General features: G+C 60.1%; 18 protein-coding genes. 6 read left to right on the top strand and 12 right to left on the bottom strand.

Annotation, left to right across the window (positions count from 1 at the left end; all coding sequences use genetic code 11):
- Nucleotides 1-18 precede the first annotated feature (18 nt).
- From rocF to EV130_RS19885, 3 genes are all read left to right on the top strand, one after another.
- Nucleotides 19-954, top strand: coding sequence for an arginase (rocF, locus tag EV130_RS19895; protein ID WP_074062745.1), 936 nt, complete (start codon nucleotides 19-21; stop codon nucleotides 952-954).
- A gap of 11 nt (nucleotides 955-965) precedes the next feature.
- Nucleotides 966-2,165, top strand: a complete 1,200-nt coding sequence (gene rocD, locus EV130_RS19890; protein ID WP_074062746.1) for an ornithine--oxo-acid transaminase — start codon at nucleotides 966-968, stop codon at nucleotides 2,163-2,165.
- Between the two features lie 227 nt (nucleotides 2,166-2,392).
- Complete coding sequence (locus EV130_RS19885) at nucleotides 2,393-2,869, top strand: chemotaxis protein CheW (protein WP_027511677.1); 477 nt, start codon at nucleotides 2,393-2,395, stop codon at nucleotides 2,867-2,869.
- A 214-nt stretch (nucleotides 2,870-3,083) separates the two neighbouring features.
- On the opposite strand, the gene EV130_RS19880 is transcribed toward EV130_RS19885, so the two are convergent.
- From EV130_RS19880 to EV130_RS19845, 8 genes are all read right to left on the bottom strand, one after another.
- Nucleotides 3,084-3,329, bottom strand: coding sequence for a formate dehydrogenase subunit delta (locus EV130_RS19880; RefSeq protein ID WP_074062747.1), 246 nt, complete (start codon nucleotides 3,327-3,329; stop codon nucleotides 3,084-3,086).
- The gene (gene fdhD, locus EV130_RS19875; RefSeq protein ID WP_074062748.1) at nucleotides 3,319-4,146 is read right to left on the bottom strand and encodes a formate dehydrogenase accessory sulfurtransferase FdhD; all 828 of its coding nucleotides are present in this window, start codon (nucleotides 4,144-4,146) and stop codon (nucleotides 3,319-3,321) included. Before fdhD ends, EV130_RS19880 begins: the two co-directional genes overlap by 11 nt.
- The gene (gene fdhF / locus EV130_RS19870) at nucleotides 4,146-7,025 is read right to left on the bottom strand and encodes a formate dehydrogenase subunit alpha (protein ID WP_074062749.1); all 2,880 of its coding nucleotides are present in this window, start codon (nucleotides 7,023-7,025) and stop codon (nucleotides 4,146-4,148) included. Before fdhF ends, fdhD begins: the two co-directional genes overlap by 1 nt.
- Nucleotides 7,026-7,032: 7 nt before the next feature.
- A complete protein-coding gene (locus EV130_RS19865) occupies nucleotides 7,033-8,589 on the bottom strand; it encodes a formate dehydrogenase beta subunit (RefSeq protein ID WP_074062750.1) in 1,557 nt (518 codons plus the stop codon).
- A complete protein-coding gene (locus tag EV130_RS19860) occupies nucleotides 8,586-9,065 on the bottom strand; it encodes a formate dehydrogenase subunit gamma (RefSeq protein WP_074062751.1) in 480 nt (159 codons plus the stop codon). Before EV130_RS19860 ends, EV130_RS19865 begins: the two co-directional genes overlap by 4 nt.
- A 146-nt stretch (nucleotides 9,066-9,211) precedes the next feature.
- Nucleotides 9,212-10,105 carry a LysR family transcriptional regulator gene (locus EV130_RS19855; RefSeq protein ID WP_074062752.1) on the bottom strand — a complete coding sequence of 298 codons (894 nt, stop codon included), beginning with the start codon at nucleotides 10,103-10,105 and terminating at the stop codon, nucleotides 9,212-9,214.
- Nucleotides 10,106-10,173: 68 nt separating this feature from the next.
- Nucleotides 10,174-10,515 (bottom strand): ArsR/SmtB family transcription factor, encoded by a 342-nt coding sequence (locus tag EV130_RS19850; protein WP_074062753.1) that lies wholly within the window; start codon nucleotides 10,513-10,515, stop codon nucleotides 10,174-10,176.
- 101 nt (nucleotides 10,516-10,616) lie between these two features.
- Nucleotides 10,617-11,387, bottom strand: coding sequence for an SDR family NAD(P)-dependent oxidoreductase (locus tag EV130_RS19845; protein ID WP_074062754.1), 771 nt, complete (start codon nucleotides 11,385-11,387; stop codon nucleotides 10,617-10,619).
- 94 nt (nucleotides 11,388-11,481) lie between these two features.
- On the opposite strand from EV130_RS19845, the gene EV130_RS19840 reads away from it, so the two are divergent.
- Nucleotides 11,482-12,258: a DeoR/GlpR family DNA-binding transcription regulator gene (locus tag EV130_RS19840; RefSeq protein WP_074062755.1), complete on the top strand. Its 777-nt coding sequence runs from the start codon at nucleotides 11,482-11,484 to the stop codon at nucleotides 12,256-12,258.
- Nucleotides 12,259-12,420: 162 nt separating this feature from the next.
- On the opposite strand, the gene soxR is transcribed toward EV130_RS19840, so the two are convergent.
- Nucleotides 12,421-12,882: a redox-sensitive transcriptional activator SoxR gene (gene soxR, locus EV130_RS19835; RefSeq protein WP_074062756.1), complete on the bottom strand. Its 462-nt coding sequence runs from the start codon at nucleotides 12,880-12,882 to the stop codon at nucleotides 12,421-12,423.
- A 66-nt stretch (nucleotides 12,883-12,948) separates the two neighbouring features.
- Between soxR and EV130_RS19830 the strand changes: the two genes are divergently transcribed.
- Together EV130_RS19830 and EV130_RS19825 are read left to right on the top strand one after the other, a co-directional pair.
- Nucleotides 12,949-13,524, top strand: coding sequence for an NADPH-dependent FMN reductase (locus EV130_RS19830; RefSeq protein ID WP_074062757.1), 576 nt, complete (start codon nucleotides 12,949-12,951; stop codon nucleotides 13,522-13,524).
- A 218-nt stretch (nucleotides 13,525-13,742) separates the two neighbouring features.
- Complete coding sequence (locus EV130_RS19825; RefSeq protein WP_074062758.1) at nucleotides 13,743-14,927, top strand: acyltransferase family protein; 1,185 nt, start codon at nucleotides 13,743-13,745, stop codon at nucleotides 14,925-14,927.
- 68 nt (nucleotides 14,928-14,995) lie between these two features.
- On the opposite strand, the gene EV130_RS19820 is transcribed toward EV130_RS19825, so the two are convergent.
- The 3 genes from EV130_RS19820 to atpD are packed head-to-tail and all read right to left on the bottom strand — an operon-like array spanning nucleotide 14,996 to nucleotide 17,114.
- Nucleotides 14,996-15,403, bottom strand: coding sequence for a F0F1 ATP synthase subunit epsilon (locus EV130_RS19820; protein ID WP_074062759.1), 408 nt, complete (start codon nucleotides 15,401-15,403; stop codon nucleotides 14,996-14,998).
- On the bottom strand, nucleotides 15,403-15,642 hold the full coding sequence (locus EV130_RS19815; RefSeq protein ID WP_074062760.1) for a hypothetical protein: 240 nt from the start codon (nucleotides 15,640-15,642) through the stop codon (nucleotides 15,403-15,405). The genes EV130_RS19820 and EV130_RS19815 overlap by 1 nt, the downstream gene beginning before the upstream one ends.
- A complete protein-coding gene (atpD, locus tag EV130_RS19810) occupies nucleotides 15,642-17,114 on the bottom strand; it encodes a F0F1 ATP synthase subunit beta (RefSeq protein ID WP_074063361.1) in 1,473 nt (490 codons plus the stop codon). The genes EV130_RS19815 and atpD overlap by 1 nt, the downstream gene beginning before the upstream one ends.
- Nucleotides 17,115-17,121 lie beyond the last annotated feature (7 nt).

Here is a 17,121-nt window from a genome sequence, read left to right as displayed (position 1 = left end):
GAATCCGGAGCGCCCAGAATGGAAGTTCAATCTCGATCAATCACACTCATTGGCGTTCCGGTAGAGGAGGGCTCGGGCCGGCGCGGAGCGGCGATGGGACCGGCAGCGCTACGCATTGCCGGTGTGGACCAAACCCTGATCGACCTTGGCCATGACGTGCGTGATGAAGGCGATATCCAGGTCGTTCCGGCGCGCGACCTTCCCAACCATCCGAAGGCTCACAATCTGCGTCTCATTGGCGCCTATACGCGTGCACTCGAAGCCAGCACCTACGACGCCGCTGCGGCCGGACGGTTTCCGCTGATTCTCGGCGGCGATCACAGCCTGTCGATGGGCAGTGTCTCCGGCATGGCGCGTTACGCAGCTGAAAAAGGCCGCCCGCTCTTCGTGCTCTGGCTGGACGCCCATTCAGATTTCAATTCGCCGGCCACGTCGCCTTCGGGCAACATGCATGGCATGCCGGTCGCCTTCTTCAGCGGTCAGGCCGAGGTCGCGGAAATCCTGCCCAAGGACCGGCCCCTCGTTGATCCGCGCAATGTGTTTCAGGTTGGCATTCGCTCCGTCGATCCATCCGAGCGCGTGGAAATCCAAAAGCACGGCGTCAACGTCTTCGACATGCGCTCGATCGACGAGCAGGGCATCGCAGCCACCATGCGCCATATCGTCAGCACGATCGAAAGGGCCAACGGTCTTCTGCATGTAAGTCTGGATGTCGATTTCCTCGACCCGGATATCGCGCCTGGGGTTGGCACCACCGTCCCTGGCGGCGCGACATTTCGCGAAGCGCACCTCGTCATGGAAATGCTTTCCGACAGCGGGCTCGTATCGTCGCTTGATCTCGTCGAGCTCAATCCGTTTCTGGACGATCGCGGCAAGAGTGCCCGCGTTCTCGTGGAACTGACGGCAAGCCTCTTCGGCCGCCGCATCTTCGATCGTCCGACACGCGCCGCATAAGGGGAAGCACCATGAGCACATCCGCAGATCTGATCGCCACCGAACACCAGCTTGGTGCGCATAACTACAAGCCGCTCGACGTCGTCCTGACCCGCGGCGAAGGGGTGTACGTCTGGGATACGGACGGCAAGCGGTATCTCGATTGCCTTTCCGCCTATTCGGCGGTCAACCAGGGGCACTGCCACCCGAAGATTCTGGCGGCGATGGTCGAACAGGCCGGCAAGCTCACTCTCACCTCGCGCGCATTCCGCAACGACCAGCTCGCCCATCTCTATGAGGAGCTGGCCGCGCTCACCGGCTCTCACAAGATCCTGCCGATGAACTCCGGCGCCGAAGCCGTCGAGACAGCCATCAAGGCGGTTCGCAAATGGGGCTATGAAGTGAAGGGCGTTCCCGAAGGCAAGGCGGAGATTATCGTCTGCGCCGATAACTTCCATGGCCGGACGCTGACCATCATCAGCTTTTCCACCGATCCGGACGCACGTGCCGGCTTCGGCCCCTATACGCCAGGCTTTCGTACGGTTCCCTTCGGCGATGCTGAAGCCTTCGCGGCAGCCATCAACGAGAACACCGTTGCCGCCCTCATCGAGCCGATCCAGGGCGAAGCCGGTGTCATCATCCCGCCCGAGGGATACTTCAAGCGTGTCCGTGAGCTGTGCACGGTCAATAATGTCACGCTGATCCTCGACGAGATCCAGACAGGCCTGGGCCGGACGGGCAAACTTCTGGCGGAAGAGCATGAGGGCATTGAAGCCGACGTGACGCTGATCGGCAAGGCGCTTTCCGGTGGTTTCTATCCGGTGTCGGCCGTCCTCTCCAACTCGGAAGTTCTCGGCGTCCTCAAACCCGGCCAGCACGGCTCGACGTTTGGAGGCAACCCCCTTGCTTGCGCCGTCGCCCGCGCGGCATTGAAGGTGCTCACCGAAGAAGGCATGATCGAAAATGCCGAGAAGATGGGTGCATACTTCCTCGACGGGCTGAGGTCGATTCGCTCCAACATCGTCAAGGACGTGCGCGGCCGTGGCCTGATGATGGCGATCGAGCTGGAGCCGGAAGCAGGTGGTGCGCGGCAGTATTGCCATAACCTCAAGGAACGGGGCCTTCTGGCAAAGGATACGCACGAAAATACGATCCGCCTGGCGCCGCCGCTCCTGATCACCAAGGAGCAGGTGGAATGGGCTGTCTCTGAGATCGAAAAGACGATCGCATAAGGCAAGCCCATTTTCGCTTTTATTGTTGATGCAACACCGCAGGTGAACCCAAAAAACCTTGTGGTCCGCTGTGGCGATTTAGATTTGTGCAACACTCTTCGGATAAGGTCCAAGTCAACCGTAACGAAGCCTCGAAGATCATTGAGAGGACGTCGCTTGGTGTGAAGGCACGGGGTTCGCGCCAATGGTGGCGCAGCCGCTTCTGCCGGGCTTGGAAAGACTTTCTAATGACGACGATCAACTCGAATAACTTCAGCGGCGATACTCTCGAGATCATCGCATTCCGCCTGCACGATCAGGAGTTCTGCGTAAAGACGACCACCATCCGCGAAATCCGCGGCTGGGCGCCCTCGACGCCGATCCCACATGCGCCCGCCGACGTCATCGGCGTCATGAACCTTCGCGGATCCGTTATCCCTATCATCGATCTCGCCTATAAGCTCGGCATGAAGAGCACCGTCGCCAATGAGCGCAGCGCCATCGTTGTCGCCGAAGTGCACAGCATGGTTATCGGCATGCTTGTCGACCGCGTCTCCGACATTCTGACGATTGCCTCCAGCCAGGTTCAGCCCGTACCGGAAGTGACGGCATCCTTCGATCGCGCGTACTGCGAGGGGGTCATCGCCTCGGAGAACGGCATGATCTGCTTCCTGAACCTTGCCAAGATGTTCAAGGAAAACGAAACGGACGAGCTGGCAGCGTAAGCGACCGACGCATGATTTCCGGAGAAGCTGCCGCAAGGCGGCACAAGGAAAGGCACGCGCCAAAGCACGTGCCTCAGGCTTCGCGAATGATCAAGATCAACCGAACAGCGCAAAGGTTGCCTTGAGCGTCACCCACACGCTCCAAAGCAACGGGATGTCGACGAGGCCAGGCAGCAGGCGAATATCTGTGCCCCCTCCAGGGTGAAATCGAACCTTATTTCCGGATTGGTTCGGCCGGCTCGGGCCTGCGGATCAGAGGTGCAGCTTGAATGACGAGCGCGTCCAAGCAATTGTCGTCCTTCTCGAGAATTTCAAACAATTGCCGCCGCATGCGCGGCTCCCAGAACTTGTTGATATGCGTCGCAACACCTTGAGCTGCCTCGCTTTCAGGCTGGCTCTTGAAAAAGGTCGCTATTTGGTTGGCCATATAGACGAGCTTTGAATGTGGATCATGCGACATCGGCAATGCTTTCAGGCAAAATACGGTGCGGGTGGGTGAAAATTTCGAAGTCGTCGCCGCGCACAAGCGCAACGAGCGTCATGCCGGCCTGCTCGGCAGTTCGAATGGCAAGAGCCGTCGGCGCAGATATCGCGATGAGGACAGAGCTTCCCAGGATGGCGGCTTTCTGCACCATCTCGACCGACAGCCGACTCGTGACGGCGACAGCCCCCTTTGAGCCGGCAGTTCCGGTGCCAATGACAGCCCCACAGAGCTTGTCGAGTGCATTGTGCCTGCCGACATCCTCGCGAACGGCGAGCAAGCCTTGACCGGGAATGTAAAAGCCCGCTCCGTGGACTGCGCGTGTTTCCCTGTGAAGCGGCTGTGCGTCATTGAGGAGCGAGACGGCACGGACGATGTCGCCATGCGAAAGCCTGAGATCCGCAGAGGAAACATCGGGCACCGGACGGACGGCCTGATCGATCGATTCGATGCCACAAAGTCCGCAGCCAACCGGTCCAGCCATGCTGCGTCGGCGTGCACGCAAAGCGTCCGCGACATCGTCTGTCAGCGTTACCTGGACATCGATACCCTGCTGTTCATCGACGATTTCGATCGCGCAGATCTGACCCGCGTCCTGGATTATGCCTTCCGTCAGGCTGAATCCGACCGCAAAGTCTTCTATGTCCTGGGGCGTCGCCATCATTACCGCATGCGACGTGCCGCCGTAGGAAAAGGCAACCGGTATCTCCTCCGGCACGACGCGTTCACCCGGCACTACGACCCCGCCCTTTCGGGCGATCCGTTTGACGGAAATGCGCGCCGGACGCCTTTCCATTATTCGGCCGCCTCCAGCTTGCCGGCAATGCGGCGGCTTAGACGTGCCTGCTCGTCATATTCGGTCTGCCATTGTGAAGGGCCGTTGGAAGGTGAGACCTGTACCGCCGTCACCTTGTATTCCGGGCAGTTCGTCGCCCAGTCGGAAAAGTCGGTGGTGATGACGTTTGCCTGCGTGTTCGGATGGTGGAAGGTCGTGTAGACGACACCGGGTGCAACGCGATCGGTAATCAGCGCCCGCAGTGACGTATCGCCGGAGCGGCTGGCGAGCTTCACCCAATCACCGTCGCGAATACCGCGCATTTCAGCATCGTGCGGATGGATTTCCAGGCGGTCCTCGGCATGCCACACGACGTTGTCGGTGCGCCGCGTCTGGGCCCCGACATTATACTGGCTGAGGACACGGCCAGTCGTCAGCAGAAGCGGGAAGCGCGGTCCGGTCCGCTCATCCGTCGCCACATATTCCGTCCGGATGAACTTGCCCTTGCCGCGAACAAAGCCGTTCACGTGCATGATCGGCGAACCTTGCGGGGACTTTTCGTTGCAGGGCCACTGCACCGATCCCGTCTTTTCCAGGTAGTCGTATGAAACCAGTGCGAAGCTCGGTGTCGTTGCCGCGATCTCATCCATGATCTCGGAGGGATGCTGGTAGTTCCAGCTGAGCCCCATGGCTTGCGCCAGCTTCTGCGTCACCTCCCAGTCGCCATAACCGTTGCGGGGCGTCATGACCTTGCGCACGCGGTTGATGCGACGCTCGGCATTGGTAAAAGTGCCGTCCTTTTCCAGGAAGGTCGAGCCCGGCAGGAAGACGTGCGCGTAGTTTGCCGTCTCGTTGAGGAAGAGATCCTGGACCACGACGCATTCCATTGCAGCAAGGCCGGCCGCGACGTGCTTCGTATCCGGATCGGATTGAAGAATGTCTTCGCCTTGGACATACAAGCCCTTGAACGTGCCATCCACGGCGGCGTCCAGCATGTTCGGGATGCGAAGTCCGGGTTCGTTATTGAGCTTGACGCCCCACAGCTTCTCGAAGATATCGCGCGTCGCATCGTCCGAGATATGGCGGTAACCCGGCAGCTCGTGCGGGAAGGAGCCCATGTCGCAGGAGCCTTGCACATTGTTCTGGCCGCGAAGCGGGTTAACGCCGACGCCCGCACGGCCGATATTGCCGGTCGCCATCGCCAGGTTTGCGATCGCCATAACCGTCGTGGAACCCTGGCTGTGCTCGGTGACACCGAGGCCGTAGTAGATCGACCCGTTTCCGCCGCGCGCATAAAGGCGCGCTGCGCCACGAACCGATTCCGCCGGAACGCCGGTGAACTTCTCGGTCTCCTCCGGGCTGTGACAAGGCTCCGAGACGAAAGCCGCCCAATCCTCGAATTCAGACCAATCGCAGCGCTCGCGAATGAAGGCCTCGTCGAAAAGCCCTTCGGTGACGATCACATGCGCAAGCGACGTCATGACGGCGACATTGGTGCCGGGCTTCAGCGGCAGGTGATAGGCAGCCTCGACATGCGGTGTTTTGACAAGGTCGATGCGCCGCGGGTCGATGACGATCAGCTTGGCGCCCTGACGCAGCCGTTTCTTCAGCCGCGAGGCAAAGACCGGATGGCCGTCCGTCGGATTGGCGCCGATGACGATGACGACGTCGGAATCCTCGACACTGTCGAAGTTCTGTGTACCGGCAGAGGTGCCGAAGGCCTGGCCGAGGCCATAGCCCGTCGGCGAATGGCAGACGCGAGCGCAGGTATCGACATTGTTGTTGCCGAAGCCCGCGCGCACGAGCTTCTGAACGAGGTATGTCTCCTCGTTCGTGCAACGCGACGACGTTATGCCGCCGATCGAATCGCGGCCGTACTGATACTGGATGCGGCGGAATTCCGACGCCACGTGCGCGAAAGCCTCGTCCCAGGTCACTTCACGCCATGGATCGGTGACGTTTTCGCGGATCATCGGATTGAGGATCCGGTCCTTATGCGCCGAGTAGCCATAGGCGAAACGGCCCTTGACGCAGGAATGCCCGCGATTGGCCTGGCCGTCCTTCCACGGCACCATGCGCACCAGCTCCTCACCACGCATTTCCGCCTTGAACGAGCAGCCGACGCCGCAATAAGCACAGGTAGTTACGACGGAATGTTCCGGTTGCCCGATCTCGATGACAGACTTCTCACTCAGCGTTGCCGTCGGGCAGGCCTGTACGCAGGCACCGCATGAAACGCATTCGGAATCGATGAAGTGCTCGTGCATGCCCGGCGAAACACGTGATCCGAAACCGCGCCCCTCGATCGTCAGCGCAAAGGTTCCCTGCACTTCCTCGCAGGCACGCACGCAGCGCGAGCACACGATGCACTTTGACGGATCATAGGTGAAATACGGGTTCGATTCGTCCTTCGGCATCCATTTGAGATTGTTGTCGCCGTTATTGCGTGCCTTGACGTGATTGTCGCCCTCATAACCGTAGCGAACGTCGCGCAAGCCGACGGCGCCTGCCATATCCTGCAACTCGCAATCGCCGTTGGCAGCACAGGTCAGACAGTCGAGCGGATGATCGGAAATGTAGAGTTCCATCACCCCGCGGCGAATATCCTTGAGGCGGCCGGTCTGCGTATGGACCACCATGCCCGCTGCAACCGGCGTCGTGCAGGATGCAGGCGTCCCATTGCGGCCTTCGATCTCCACGAGACACAGGCGGCAGGAACCAAAGGCGTCGACCATATCGGTCGAGCAAAGCTTCGGCACCTGAATTCCTGCCTCCATCGAGGCGCGCATGACGGACGTACCCTCCGGCACGGTGATCTGACGGCCATCGACGGTCAGCGTCACGCTTGTTTCGGATTTCGAAGCCGGTGTGCCGTAGTCGATTTCGTGAACGAGAGACATGGGTTTCTTACTCCGCCGCTTCGATGAGGGGTGTTGGCGCGAAATCGTCCGGGAAGTGCGTCATCGCGCTCGTCACCGGATAGGGCGTGAAGCCACCGAGTGCGCAAAGCGAGCCGAATTTCATGGTGTTGCAGAGATCGGCGAGCAATGCCCGGTTCTTCTCCGGCTCAATTCCCTGCGCGATCTTGTCTGCAGTTTCGACGCCGCGCGTGGAGCCGATGCGACAGGGCGTGCACTTACCGCAGCTTTCGATCGCACAGAATTCCATGGCGAACCGCGCCTGCTTCAGCATGTCCACCGTGTCGTCGAATATAACGATGCCTGCATGGCCGATGAGGCCGTCCTTGGCAGCAAAGGCTTCGTAGTCAAAAGGCGTATCGAAGAGCGTCCTTGGGAAATAGGCACCGAGAGGACCGCCGACCTGCACCGCTTTCACTGGCCGGCCCGTCGCTGTCCCGCCGCCGATCCTGTCGACGATATCACCGAGCGACAGCCCGAAGGCCGTCTCATAAAGACCGCCATGCTTGACATTCCCGGCGATCTGCAGCGGGATCGTGCCGCGCGACCGACCCATCCCGAAATCGCGGTAAAAGACGGCCCCTTTGTCCAGGATGACCGGCACGGAGGCCAGCGAGATCACGTTATTGATGACCGTGGGACAGGCAAAGAGTCCCTTGTGCGCCGGCAGCGGCGGCTTGGCGCGCACGACGCCGCGCTTGCCTTCCAGGCTATTGAGCAGCGACGTTTCCTCACCGCAGACATAAGCGCCCGCACCGGTCCTAACTTCGATATCGAAGGCGCGGCCGGAACTGAGCACCGAATCGCCGATCATGCCGGCCTCGCATGCGATCTCGACCGCCTCCGTCATCGTCGCGACCGCATGGGGATATTCGGAGCGGATATAGATGAAGCCCTTCGTCGCACCCGTCGCGAGCCCGGCAATCGCCATGCCTTCGATCAGCACGAAGGGATCACCCTCCATGATCATGCGGTCGGCAAAGGTGCCGCTGTCGCCTTCGTCTGCATTGCAGACGATGTATTTCCGGTCGCCGGCGGCATCAAGTACGGTCTTCCATTTGATGCCCGTTGGAAAACCAGCACCCCCGCGGCCGCGAAGCCCGGAGTCGGTCACTTCCTTGACCACGTCTGCAGGAGCCATGGCCGCAGCGCGGCGAAGCCCGGCGAGGCCGCCATGTGCCTCATAATCTTTCAGAGAAAGCGGATCGACGATGCCGCAGCGGGCGAAGGTCAGGCGGGTCTGTTCCTTGAGGAATGGGAGGCCTTCGACCTCCCCCAGACAGAGCGCGTGCTCGCCGCCGCTCGCCAAGCCAGCGTCGAAAAGTGCAGCGACATCCTTGGCTTTCACCGGTCCATAGCCGATGCGTTTGCCCGATACCTCGACTTCCACCAGCGGTTCCAGCCAGAACATTCCGCGCGAGCCGTTGCGCACGATCTTCGCATCGATGCCGCGGGCTGCGATCTCCTGGGTAACCGCTTCAGCCACCTTCTCGGCACCGAGCGCGAGCGCTGCGGCATCGCGCGGAACATAAATCGTCACGCTCATCGCCGCACCTGCGCAACGAGATCGGAGATTGTTTCATCATCGACCCGCCCATAGAGCTCGCCGTCGAGCATGGCTGCGGGCGCACAAGCGCAGAGCCCGAGACAGTAAACTGGCTCCAGGGTCACGCTGCCGTCGAGCGTGGTCTGATGGAAATCGACGCCGAGCAGTGTTCTCAACCGATCGGCGACAGCATCGCTGCCCATCGACTGACAGGCCTCGGCACGACAGAGCTTCAGGACATGGCGGCCGGCAGGGTGATCGCGATAGTCGTGATAGAACGTCATCACACCATGCACTTCGGCCCGCGACAGATTGAGCTCGCTGGCAATGACCGGCAGCGCTTCGTGCGGCACATAGCCGAATTCATCCTGGACTTCGTGAAGGATCGGCAGGAGCGGACCCTCAAGAGACCGCAAGGCGCCTACAATCGCGCGCGTGCGCTCGGCAATATCGCCATTGGCGACATGAGCATTCATTTTCGGCAGGCCTCCCGAGGCTTTGCTGTGTCGCTCACCGCAACGGCCTCCCCATGCCGATCCGGTATCTTATTTTCCAGGTGAGTCTTTCAGGGAAACATCGAGCGATCAATAAAGCTGTTCCGTCACCTGATAGGTATTTCCTATCAAAGACTTTCTCGCTCTGCGAGTATCCTGGCCTCGTGGAGCAACGCAGACACGAGAGGCGTGAAAGGCTCGCGATGCGTGGCGACCAGTCCGACCGAATGATGGGCCGCCGGCTCGACAATCGGAATCATTCGTATTTCGGCTGGAAAGCCAAAGGATTCAGCCACGTTACGTGGCATGATGCTCGCCCAGCGCCCGGTTCTGACATGAGAAAAGAGCACGATCATCGAACCCGATTCCAAAGTGGGATGCGCGCTCGCACCCGCTTCCGCGAGGTGCCGGTTGATGATGCGCCGGTTCTGCATGTCAGCCGTCAATAGGCAAAGCCGAAGGTCGCCCACTTCACGCCAGGTCACGGTCTCGCGATCGGAAAGCGGGCTGCCGGCAGCGGTGATCAGGTGATAGCGCTCGGAATAAAGCGGCACGGCCGTTACACGCCCAAGCGGCTCGTTTTCCAGATAAGTCACCCCGGCGTCGATCTCCAGATTTTCGAGCATGCTCAACACCTGCAGCGAATTGCGCGAGACGATGGAGAAGGTGACGTCCGGGTGCCGCTCCTGAAAAGGCGTCGTAATACGCGGCAGCATCGCCAGAGCCGTCGGAATGGAAGCAAGGCGCAGATGGCCGGAAAGACCCTTGCGCGCCGCGCGCATCTCTTCGCGCATGGTGCGCGTGTCACCGACGATGCGCCTTGCCCATTCGAGGACACGTTGGCCCTCCGGCGTCAGACCCTGAAACCGTGAGCCCCGCTGCACGAGCATGACGCCCAGTTGATCTTCAAGTTGCCGAATTGCAGCCGACAGCGTGGGCTGCGAGATGCCGCACTCCTCGGCAGCACGGCCGAAGTGCTTTTCGTTGGCAAGGGCAATGAAGAATTCAAGTTTGTCGATCATCCAGCCTCCCGCCCGCTTCGGGACAAGCCATCTTTGGCGCTAGCCGGCAATAATCGCAAGGGCGGGAATCAGTCGGGGTCGGTTGCTTTGAGCATGCCGAAGAGAGAATCCAGGAAAATCGTCAGATTGGCATTGCCGATGCTGTAATAGACCAGCCGGCCTGCCCTTCGCGTATTTACGAGGCCTTCCATGCGCAGCCGTGCAAGCTGCTGTGAAACCATCGCTTGCTGTACACCCAGCAATTCCTCGATCTGGCTGACCGTCTTTTCCTCGTTGGCGAGGATGCACAGAATGAGAAGCCGGTTTTGATGCGCCATCGCTTTCAGCAGTCCGCCTGCTTCGTGGGCCTTTACAGCAAGCTTCTGCAGTTCCTGGCCGGTTATTCCCGGCTCGGTCTTTGGCAAGGGCATTCTGATCTCTGCTGGAGCACTTCAGGTAGGCCGGAACGATAACATATTCACACGCCGGCATTATTCCCAATTGGCGAAATACCAAAAAAAGTCCAACTAAATCAGCAGATAAGCTGGCCACCGTTGATTTCGAGCACCTGGCCCGTGATGTAGCCGGAAAGTGACGGCGCAGCCAGAAAGAGATAGGCGGGCGCGCAATCTTCGGCAGTCCCAAGACGTTGCAGCGGTATGCCCTTGCGGGTTTGCTCGAGCTTCTCCGGCGAGGAATAACGCCCGTGGAAGTCGGTTTCGATCGTGCCCGGAGACACGCAATTGACCCGGATCGCATCCGGCGCCAGCTCACGTGCGAGCGCTTTGGAATAGGTGGCAACGAAAGCCTTGGAGGCGGAATAGATTGCCGAGCCGGGACTGCCGCCGGTCAAAGCCGAGATGGAAACCGTATTGACGATCGCCGCCCCGTGGGCTGCGCGCAAAGCAGGAAGCAGCGCACGCGTGAGCTCGACGACAGATGTCTGGTTGAGTCTGACGATCGTGTCGTATTCCCTATCGGTCAGGTCGTCGGCCAAAAAGCGGCCCACCATGGTGCCGGCATTGTTGACGAGTGCGTGTATGATGCCGAAAGTATCAAGGGCTTTCGCTGCGAAACCGGCAGTTCCGTTCGGCGCGAGAAAATCGGCAGCGATAAGAACCGCCCGCCGCTCCTGCTCTGCCGTCAGCAGGAAATCCGGCAGATCCCTTTCGCTGTTCCGGCCAGTGTGAACCAGGACGTGGGCGCCGCAATCTAGGAACTGCCGCGCGACTTCGAGGCCGATTCCACGCCCTGCTCCGGTCACCACAACATTGCGATTCTCGAAAAGCTTGGGATGAAACACGCCTGAACCCTCCCCGCTCCGGCAGCCAGTCGCCGATTGCGCAATTTTCGCTTTAACATATGATCCGGCCCAACGAAAGAAAGGGAGCGAAACCATGTTTCTGTCCGGACGGCAGACGGAGATCCTCGATATCGCCAAAGCGGAGGGCCGCGTGCTGGTCGAAGATCTGGCAGCACGCTTCTCCGTTACGCCGCAGACCATCCGCAAGGATCTGAACGATCTATGCGATGGGCATGTACTGACGCGCATTCACGGCGGAGCGATCTTTCCGGGCGGGACGGAGAACGTGAAATACGAGGCGCGCCGCTCGATCGCGGCCAGCGAAAAACTCGCGATCGGTCGCGCCACGGCTGATCTTATTCCCGACAAGGCCTCGCTCTTTATCAATATCGGAACGACGACCGAGGCCGTCGGGGAAGCGCTCGTCGATCACCAGGAATTGATGGTAATCACCAATAACATCAACGTTGCCAGCCGCTTGCGCCTTTTTCCTTCAATCGAGGTCGTCATCGCGGGCGGCGTGGTTCGCCATTCAGATGGCGGCATCGTCGGCGAAGCAGCCGTCGATTTCATCCGCCAGTTCAAAGTCGACTACGCCGTGATCGGCGCTTCGGCGATCGATCCGGACGGTGCGCTTCTCGACTTCGATTTCCGCGAGGTGAGGGTCGCCCAGGCAATCATGGCGAATGCACGCCACGTCGTCCTCGTTGCCGACTCCACCAAGTTCGAGCGCACGGCTCCGGTGCGCATCGGCCACCTGTCACAGGTCCACACCTTCGTCACCGACGACTGCAATGTCGAATCCCTCAGGAAGGTCTGCGCGGAAAGCGGCATCAACCTGATCGAAACCTCACAAAAGCTATTGTCGTAGCCGGTTCGTTTGATATTCAATTTTCTTCGTTTAGCGCTGTATTGCTTCGTTTGGTGGCTAGAGACTTGGAGAGCAATCGTGTGCAGCCAGAGAACGGGCTGTATCAGGAAATGGACGAAGCGGCTGCCGTGGACAGCTAGATGGGAGCAATTGCAGCGGCCGCTAAGCCTCCTCTAGCAGGCGCGCACCGGTTCCCTCTTTCCCAAGCTTGTCGCAGGGATTTCGCAACGGGCAGCTTTCGATCGACAGGCAACCGCAGCCGATGCAACCGGTCAAACGATCGCGAAGCAAGATCAGCCGCATGATCCGCGTATCCAGATCGTCCTTCCACATTTGCGAGAGCTTTTGCCAGTCACCCGCAGTTGGGGTGCGCCCCTGCGGCAGAGTATCGAAGGCCGCCTGAATTTCGGCCAGCGGTATTCCGACCCTCTGCGCCACCTTGATGATGCCGAGACGGCGCAGGACATCACGCCCGTAACGTCGCTGATTGCCGCGTGACCGCATGCTCGAAATCAGGCCTTTGGCCTCGTAGAAATGCAACGCCGAGACGGCCAGCCCGCTGCGCTCTGCAACTTCGCCTACAGTCAGGAGCCTGCCGAAATTGATCGATGAACTTGTTTCCATATTGACCTCAATATTGGTTGAGGTTTTATAAGCCAAACTCCTTGCAGCGTAAAGAAGGAGCAATATATGCAAGCTGCCATCAAAATCGGCGTCATCTACGGAAGCATACGTGAGGGCCGGATATGCGACCGGGTGGTGAAATGGCTGATCCGGCAGCTCACGCTTTACCCGCAGATTGACCTTGAAATCATCGATCCGCTCGATTTCGGTCTGCCTGCCCGGCACGATAGCGATCATCCCGAAATGGTGCGTCTCGCCTCGCGCCTGAATGCGGCCGATGCCTTCATCGTCGTCACACCCGAATACAATCACAGCTTCACTGCGGCACTCAAATTCGTGCTCGACGCGTTCAACGAACCCTGGCACGGCAAACCTGTAGCCTTCGTATCCTATGGAGGAATCTCTGGCGGTCTGCGTGCTGTCGAACAGCTGCGGCTCGTCTTCGCCGAACTCCATGCCGTCACCATACGCGACACCGTGAGTATTGTGGCACCTTGGAACCGCTTCGATGAAGACGGCAGCCTCGAGGGGCCGGAAGACGCGCTCAAGCTTCTCGCCCGCATGATGGCAAGGCTTCAATGGTGGGCGCATGCATTGTCCGCCGCACGTGCCGAGCGACCTTATCGAAACATCGCCGCCTAATTCACGCTGTTTCCGTCCCCGGCAGGTACGGAAACGCCGGCGAGCACCCGGTCTGCTTATGTCCGGGTGTTCGCCGGTGCCCATGTTTGCGTCACACCCGACGGCCGGCGAAGATGAATGGCGCCTTTCGTCCCGTGCCCGACCGTTCCATGGCAGAGCCCTTGTCCTGCGCGCCATCATGTCCTAGGCCTGAGGAGAAGCAGTCAGGCGAGGCACGAATGGAGAAAGATCGGAGGCTGGCAGGTGCCGATGCCATGCGTGCGGCCGCGTGCCTGCTCGTTCTCATTCATCATCTTGTCCTGCGGATCGACATCAATCAGGTGGACGCCGCCGCGCAATCGGCCTTGGTCATTGCCCGCTTTGGCAATTTCGGCGTAGCGGTCTTCTTTGTTCTCAGCGGCTATCTGCTTGCGCGGCCCTTCTGGCAGGCCCTGGATGAGCGCCGCCCATTGCCGGATTTGAAAACTTACGCCATACATCGCGCGGCACGCATCTTGCCCGGCTACTGGGTGGCGCTGACCGCAGGCTTCGTTTTGAGCATCACGCTGCTCGCAGATCCACCAACGGCCGAGCTCAGGATGCGCTATGCGGCAGGTTTCCTCCTGATGAGCCAGTGGCATTGGCGGACTTTGTTTCCGGTCGAAGGGAACGGACCGCTTTGGTCGATTCCATTCGAAGCAACCTGTTATGTGCTGCTGCCGGCGTTCATGCTTGCTCTTCATCATTTCAGCCGCCGGCTACCGCGCTTGCCTAAGCGTCTCCTTTGGCTTTGCGCCCTGGCGACTGCCCTTGCCTTGCACTGGTTGATCGTCAACGCCTTGCAGCCGGAGCACGTGCAGCGCGGCTGGGAGTTCGGCATGGCGGGCGGTGCGAAGGAATGGATGCCGCGTTACAATCCGATCGGCTTTTTTGCGATTTTCGCGCTCGGTATCCTTGCTTCGGGCGTTGAGACAATCCTTCCGACGCGGAGGGTCGCGCTTTTCGATGTCCTCGCCTGTCTCGCCCTGGCCGGCAGCGCCGCTGCCCTCGTCTCATCGGTGGGCGGACCTTGGGAGGCCTATGGCTGGCTTGGAATTCCTTACGGCTTTCCGCTCTTTCCGATCGCCATTGCAGTGGCGCTGGTCTCTCTGGCGCGCTCACTGTGGCTTGGGAGCTGCCTCGATCGTCGAGCGGTACGCTTCACCGCGAAAATCTCGTTCGGCATCTATATCTGGCAGGATCCGGTCATTTCCGTTGTGGAGGCGCTTTTTCCTTCCGCCTTCGGCCCGATCGCCGACAATCTTGTCTGCGGCTGGCTGCTCTGGTCACTCCTGGCAGCAGCCCTTGTGTTCGTCGCAGGAAGCCTCAGCTATATTTTCGTCGAACGGCCGGTCTTACTGAGAGCCCATGCCGTTCCACGTTGAGACGTATCCTGCCGCAAACAAAAAGCGGCCCGTTGGGGCCGCTTCAGGTGAGTTCGGTGCAAACTCGCTCAATCCGGCTCGACGATTCCGCGCAGATGCGTCAGTTCCAGGATGAAATGCTCCAGCCTCGACTTGTGTTCGTGATGGAGCGCATCCTCGAGCTCCTTCTTCGCAGCCTCGATACGACGGGTCAACTCGTCCTTGTTGAGGTCCTCGACCGCGACAGCGGATTCTGCAAGCAGCGTGCAACCGGTCGGCAGGATGTCGGCGAAGCCGCCGAAAACAACGTAGTCCTGCTTTGAGCCGCCGCTGGAGCGGACGCTGACGATGCCCGGCTTGATGGTGGTCATCGCCGGGGCGTGGTGCGCCATGACGGTCATCTCGCCCTCGGTTGCCGGAATGACAACTTCCGTCACCATCTCCGACAGGAGCAGGCGCTCCGGAGATACGAGTTCAAAATAGAAATTGTCAGCCATCAGTGACTTACCTTCTCGGCTATGGCCTTTGCATCTTGCAGTTTGGTCCCGCAGAACGGGCAGTGCATTATCGCCTGATCGAGATATCCGAGGCCTTCCTCGGTTTGGACTAGACCCACTACCATCATCAGCACGCCGTTTTCTGCTCTGTAAACGGTCGGCGCCGCCGGGGCGGGAAGTCCTGCCACGACTTCCCTCAGGGAGTCGCAGCAGAAAATCTCGTCACGAGCTTCGTTCATCAAGCAGCTGCGGAGAGCTTCTTGGCCTTCTCGACGGCTTCGTCCATCGAGCCGACCATGTAGAAGGCGGCTTCCGGCAGGTGGTCGTATTCGCCGTTGACGAGCCCCTTGAAGCCCTTGATCGTGTCTTCGAGCGGAACCAGCTTGCCCGGCGAACCGGTGAAGACTTCGGCAACGAAGAACGGCTGCGACAGAAAACGCTCGATCTTGCGGGCACGGGCGACGGCGATCTTGTCCTCTTCGGACAGTTCGTCCATGCCAAGGATCGCGATGATGTCCTGCAGGGCCTTGTAGCGCTGCAGCGTCGACTGAACCTTGCGGGCAACTTCATAGTGCTCTTCGCCGACGACCATAGGGTCGAGCATGCGCGAGGTGGAGTCGAGCGGGTCGACGGCCGGATAGATACCCTTTTCGGCAATCGAGCGCGATAGAACGGTCGTCGCGTCAAGATGCGCGAACGAAGTTGCCGGAGCAGGGTCGGTCAAGTCGTCGGCCGGAACGTAGATAGCCTGAACCGAGGTGATCGAGCCGGTCGTCGTCGTCGTGATGCGCTCCTGCATCTGGCCCATGTCGGTTGCGAGCGTCGGTTGATAACCGACGGCCGAAGGAATACGGCCAAGCAGAGCCGACACTTCCGAACCTGCCTGCGTGAAGCGGAAGATATTGTCGACGAAGAACAGAACGTCCTGGCCCTGGTCGCGGAAGTTTTCGGCCACCGTCAGACCCGTCAGAGCGACGCGAGCGCGAGCGCCCGGCGGTTCGTTCATCTGGCCGTAAACGAGGGCTGCTTTCGAGCCTTCACCGCCGCCATGCTTGTTGACCCCCGATTCGATCATTTCGTGATAGAGGTCGTTGCCTTCGCGGGTGCGCTCACCGACGCCTGCAAACACCGAGTAACCACCGTGCGCCTTAGCAACATTGTTGATCAGTTCCATGATGAGAACCGTCTTGCCGACGCCTGCACCGCCAAAGAGGCCGATCTTGCCGCCCTTGGCGTAAGGAGCCAGAAGGTCGACGACCTTGATGCCCGTGACCAGGATCTGTGCTTCCGTCGACTGGTCGACATAAGACGGTGCGTCCTGGTGGATCGCACGCTTGGAAGCGGTAACGAGCGGACCGGCTTCATCAACCGGCTCGCCGATGACGTTCATGATGCGGCCCAGCGTTTCCGGTCCGACCGGAACAGAAATCGGAGCGCCGGTGTCGACCACTTCCTGGCCGCGGACCAGGCCTTCGGAGGAGTCCATGGCGATCGTGCGGACTTCGTTCTCGCCGAGATGCTGCGCGACTTCCAGAACCAGGCGGTTGCCCATGTTGGTGGTTTCGAGCGCGTTCAAAATCGCCGGCAGTTCGCCTTCGAAAGCAACGTCGACGACGGCACCGATAACCTGTGTGACCCTGCCGACAGAGCCTGTGGCGGTCTTTTTAGCAGCGGTCTTCGCTGCCGCCCTCGGGGTAGCTGCCCTAGCCATTTTCATA

The organism is Rhizobium azibense (genome assembly GCF_004342325.1).
Lineage (GTDB): Bacteria > Pseudomonadota > Alphaproteobacteria > Rhizobiales > Rhizobiaceae > Rhizobium > Rhizobium etli_B.
This window is presented reverse-complemented; position numbering and strand designations above follow the sequence as displayed.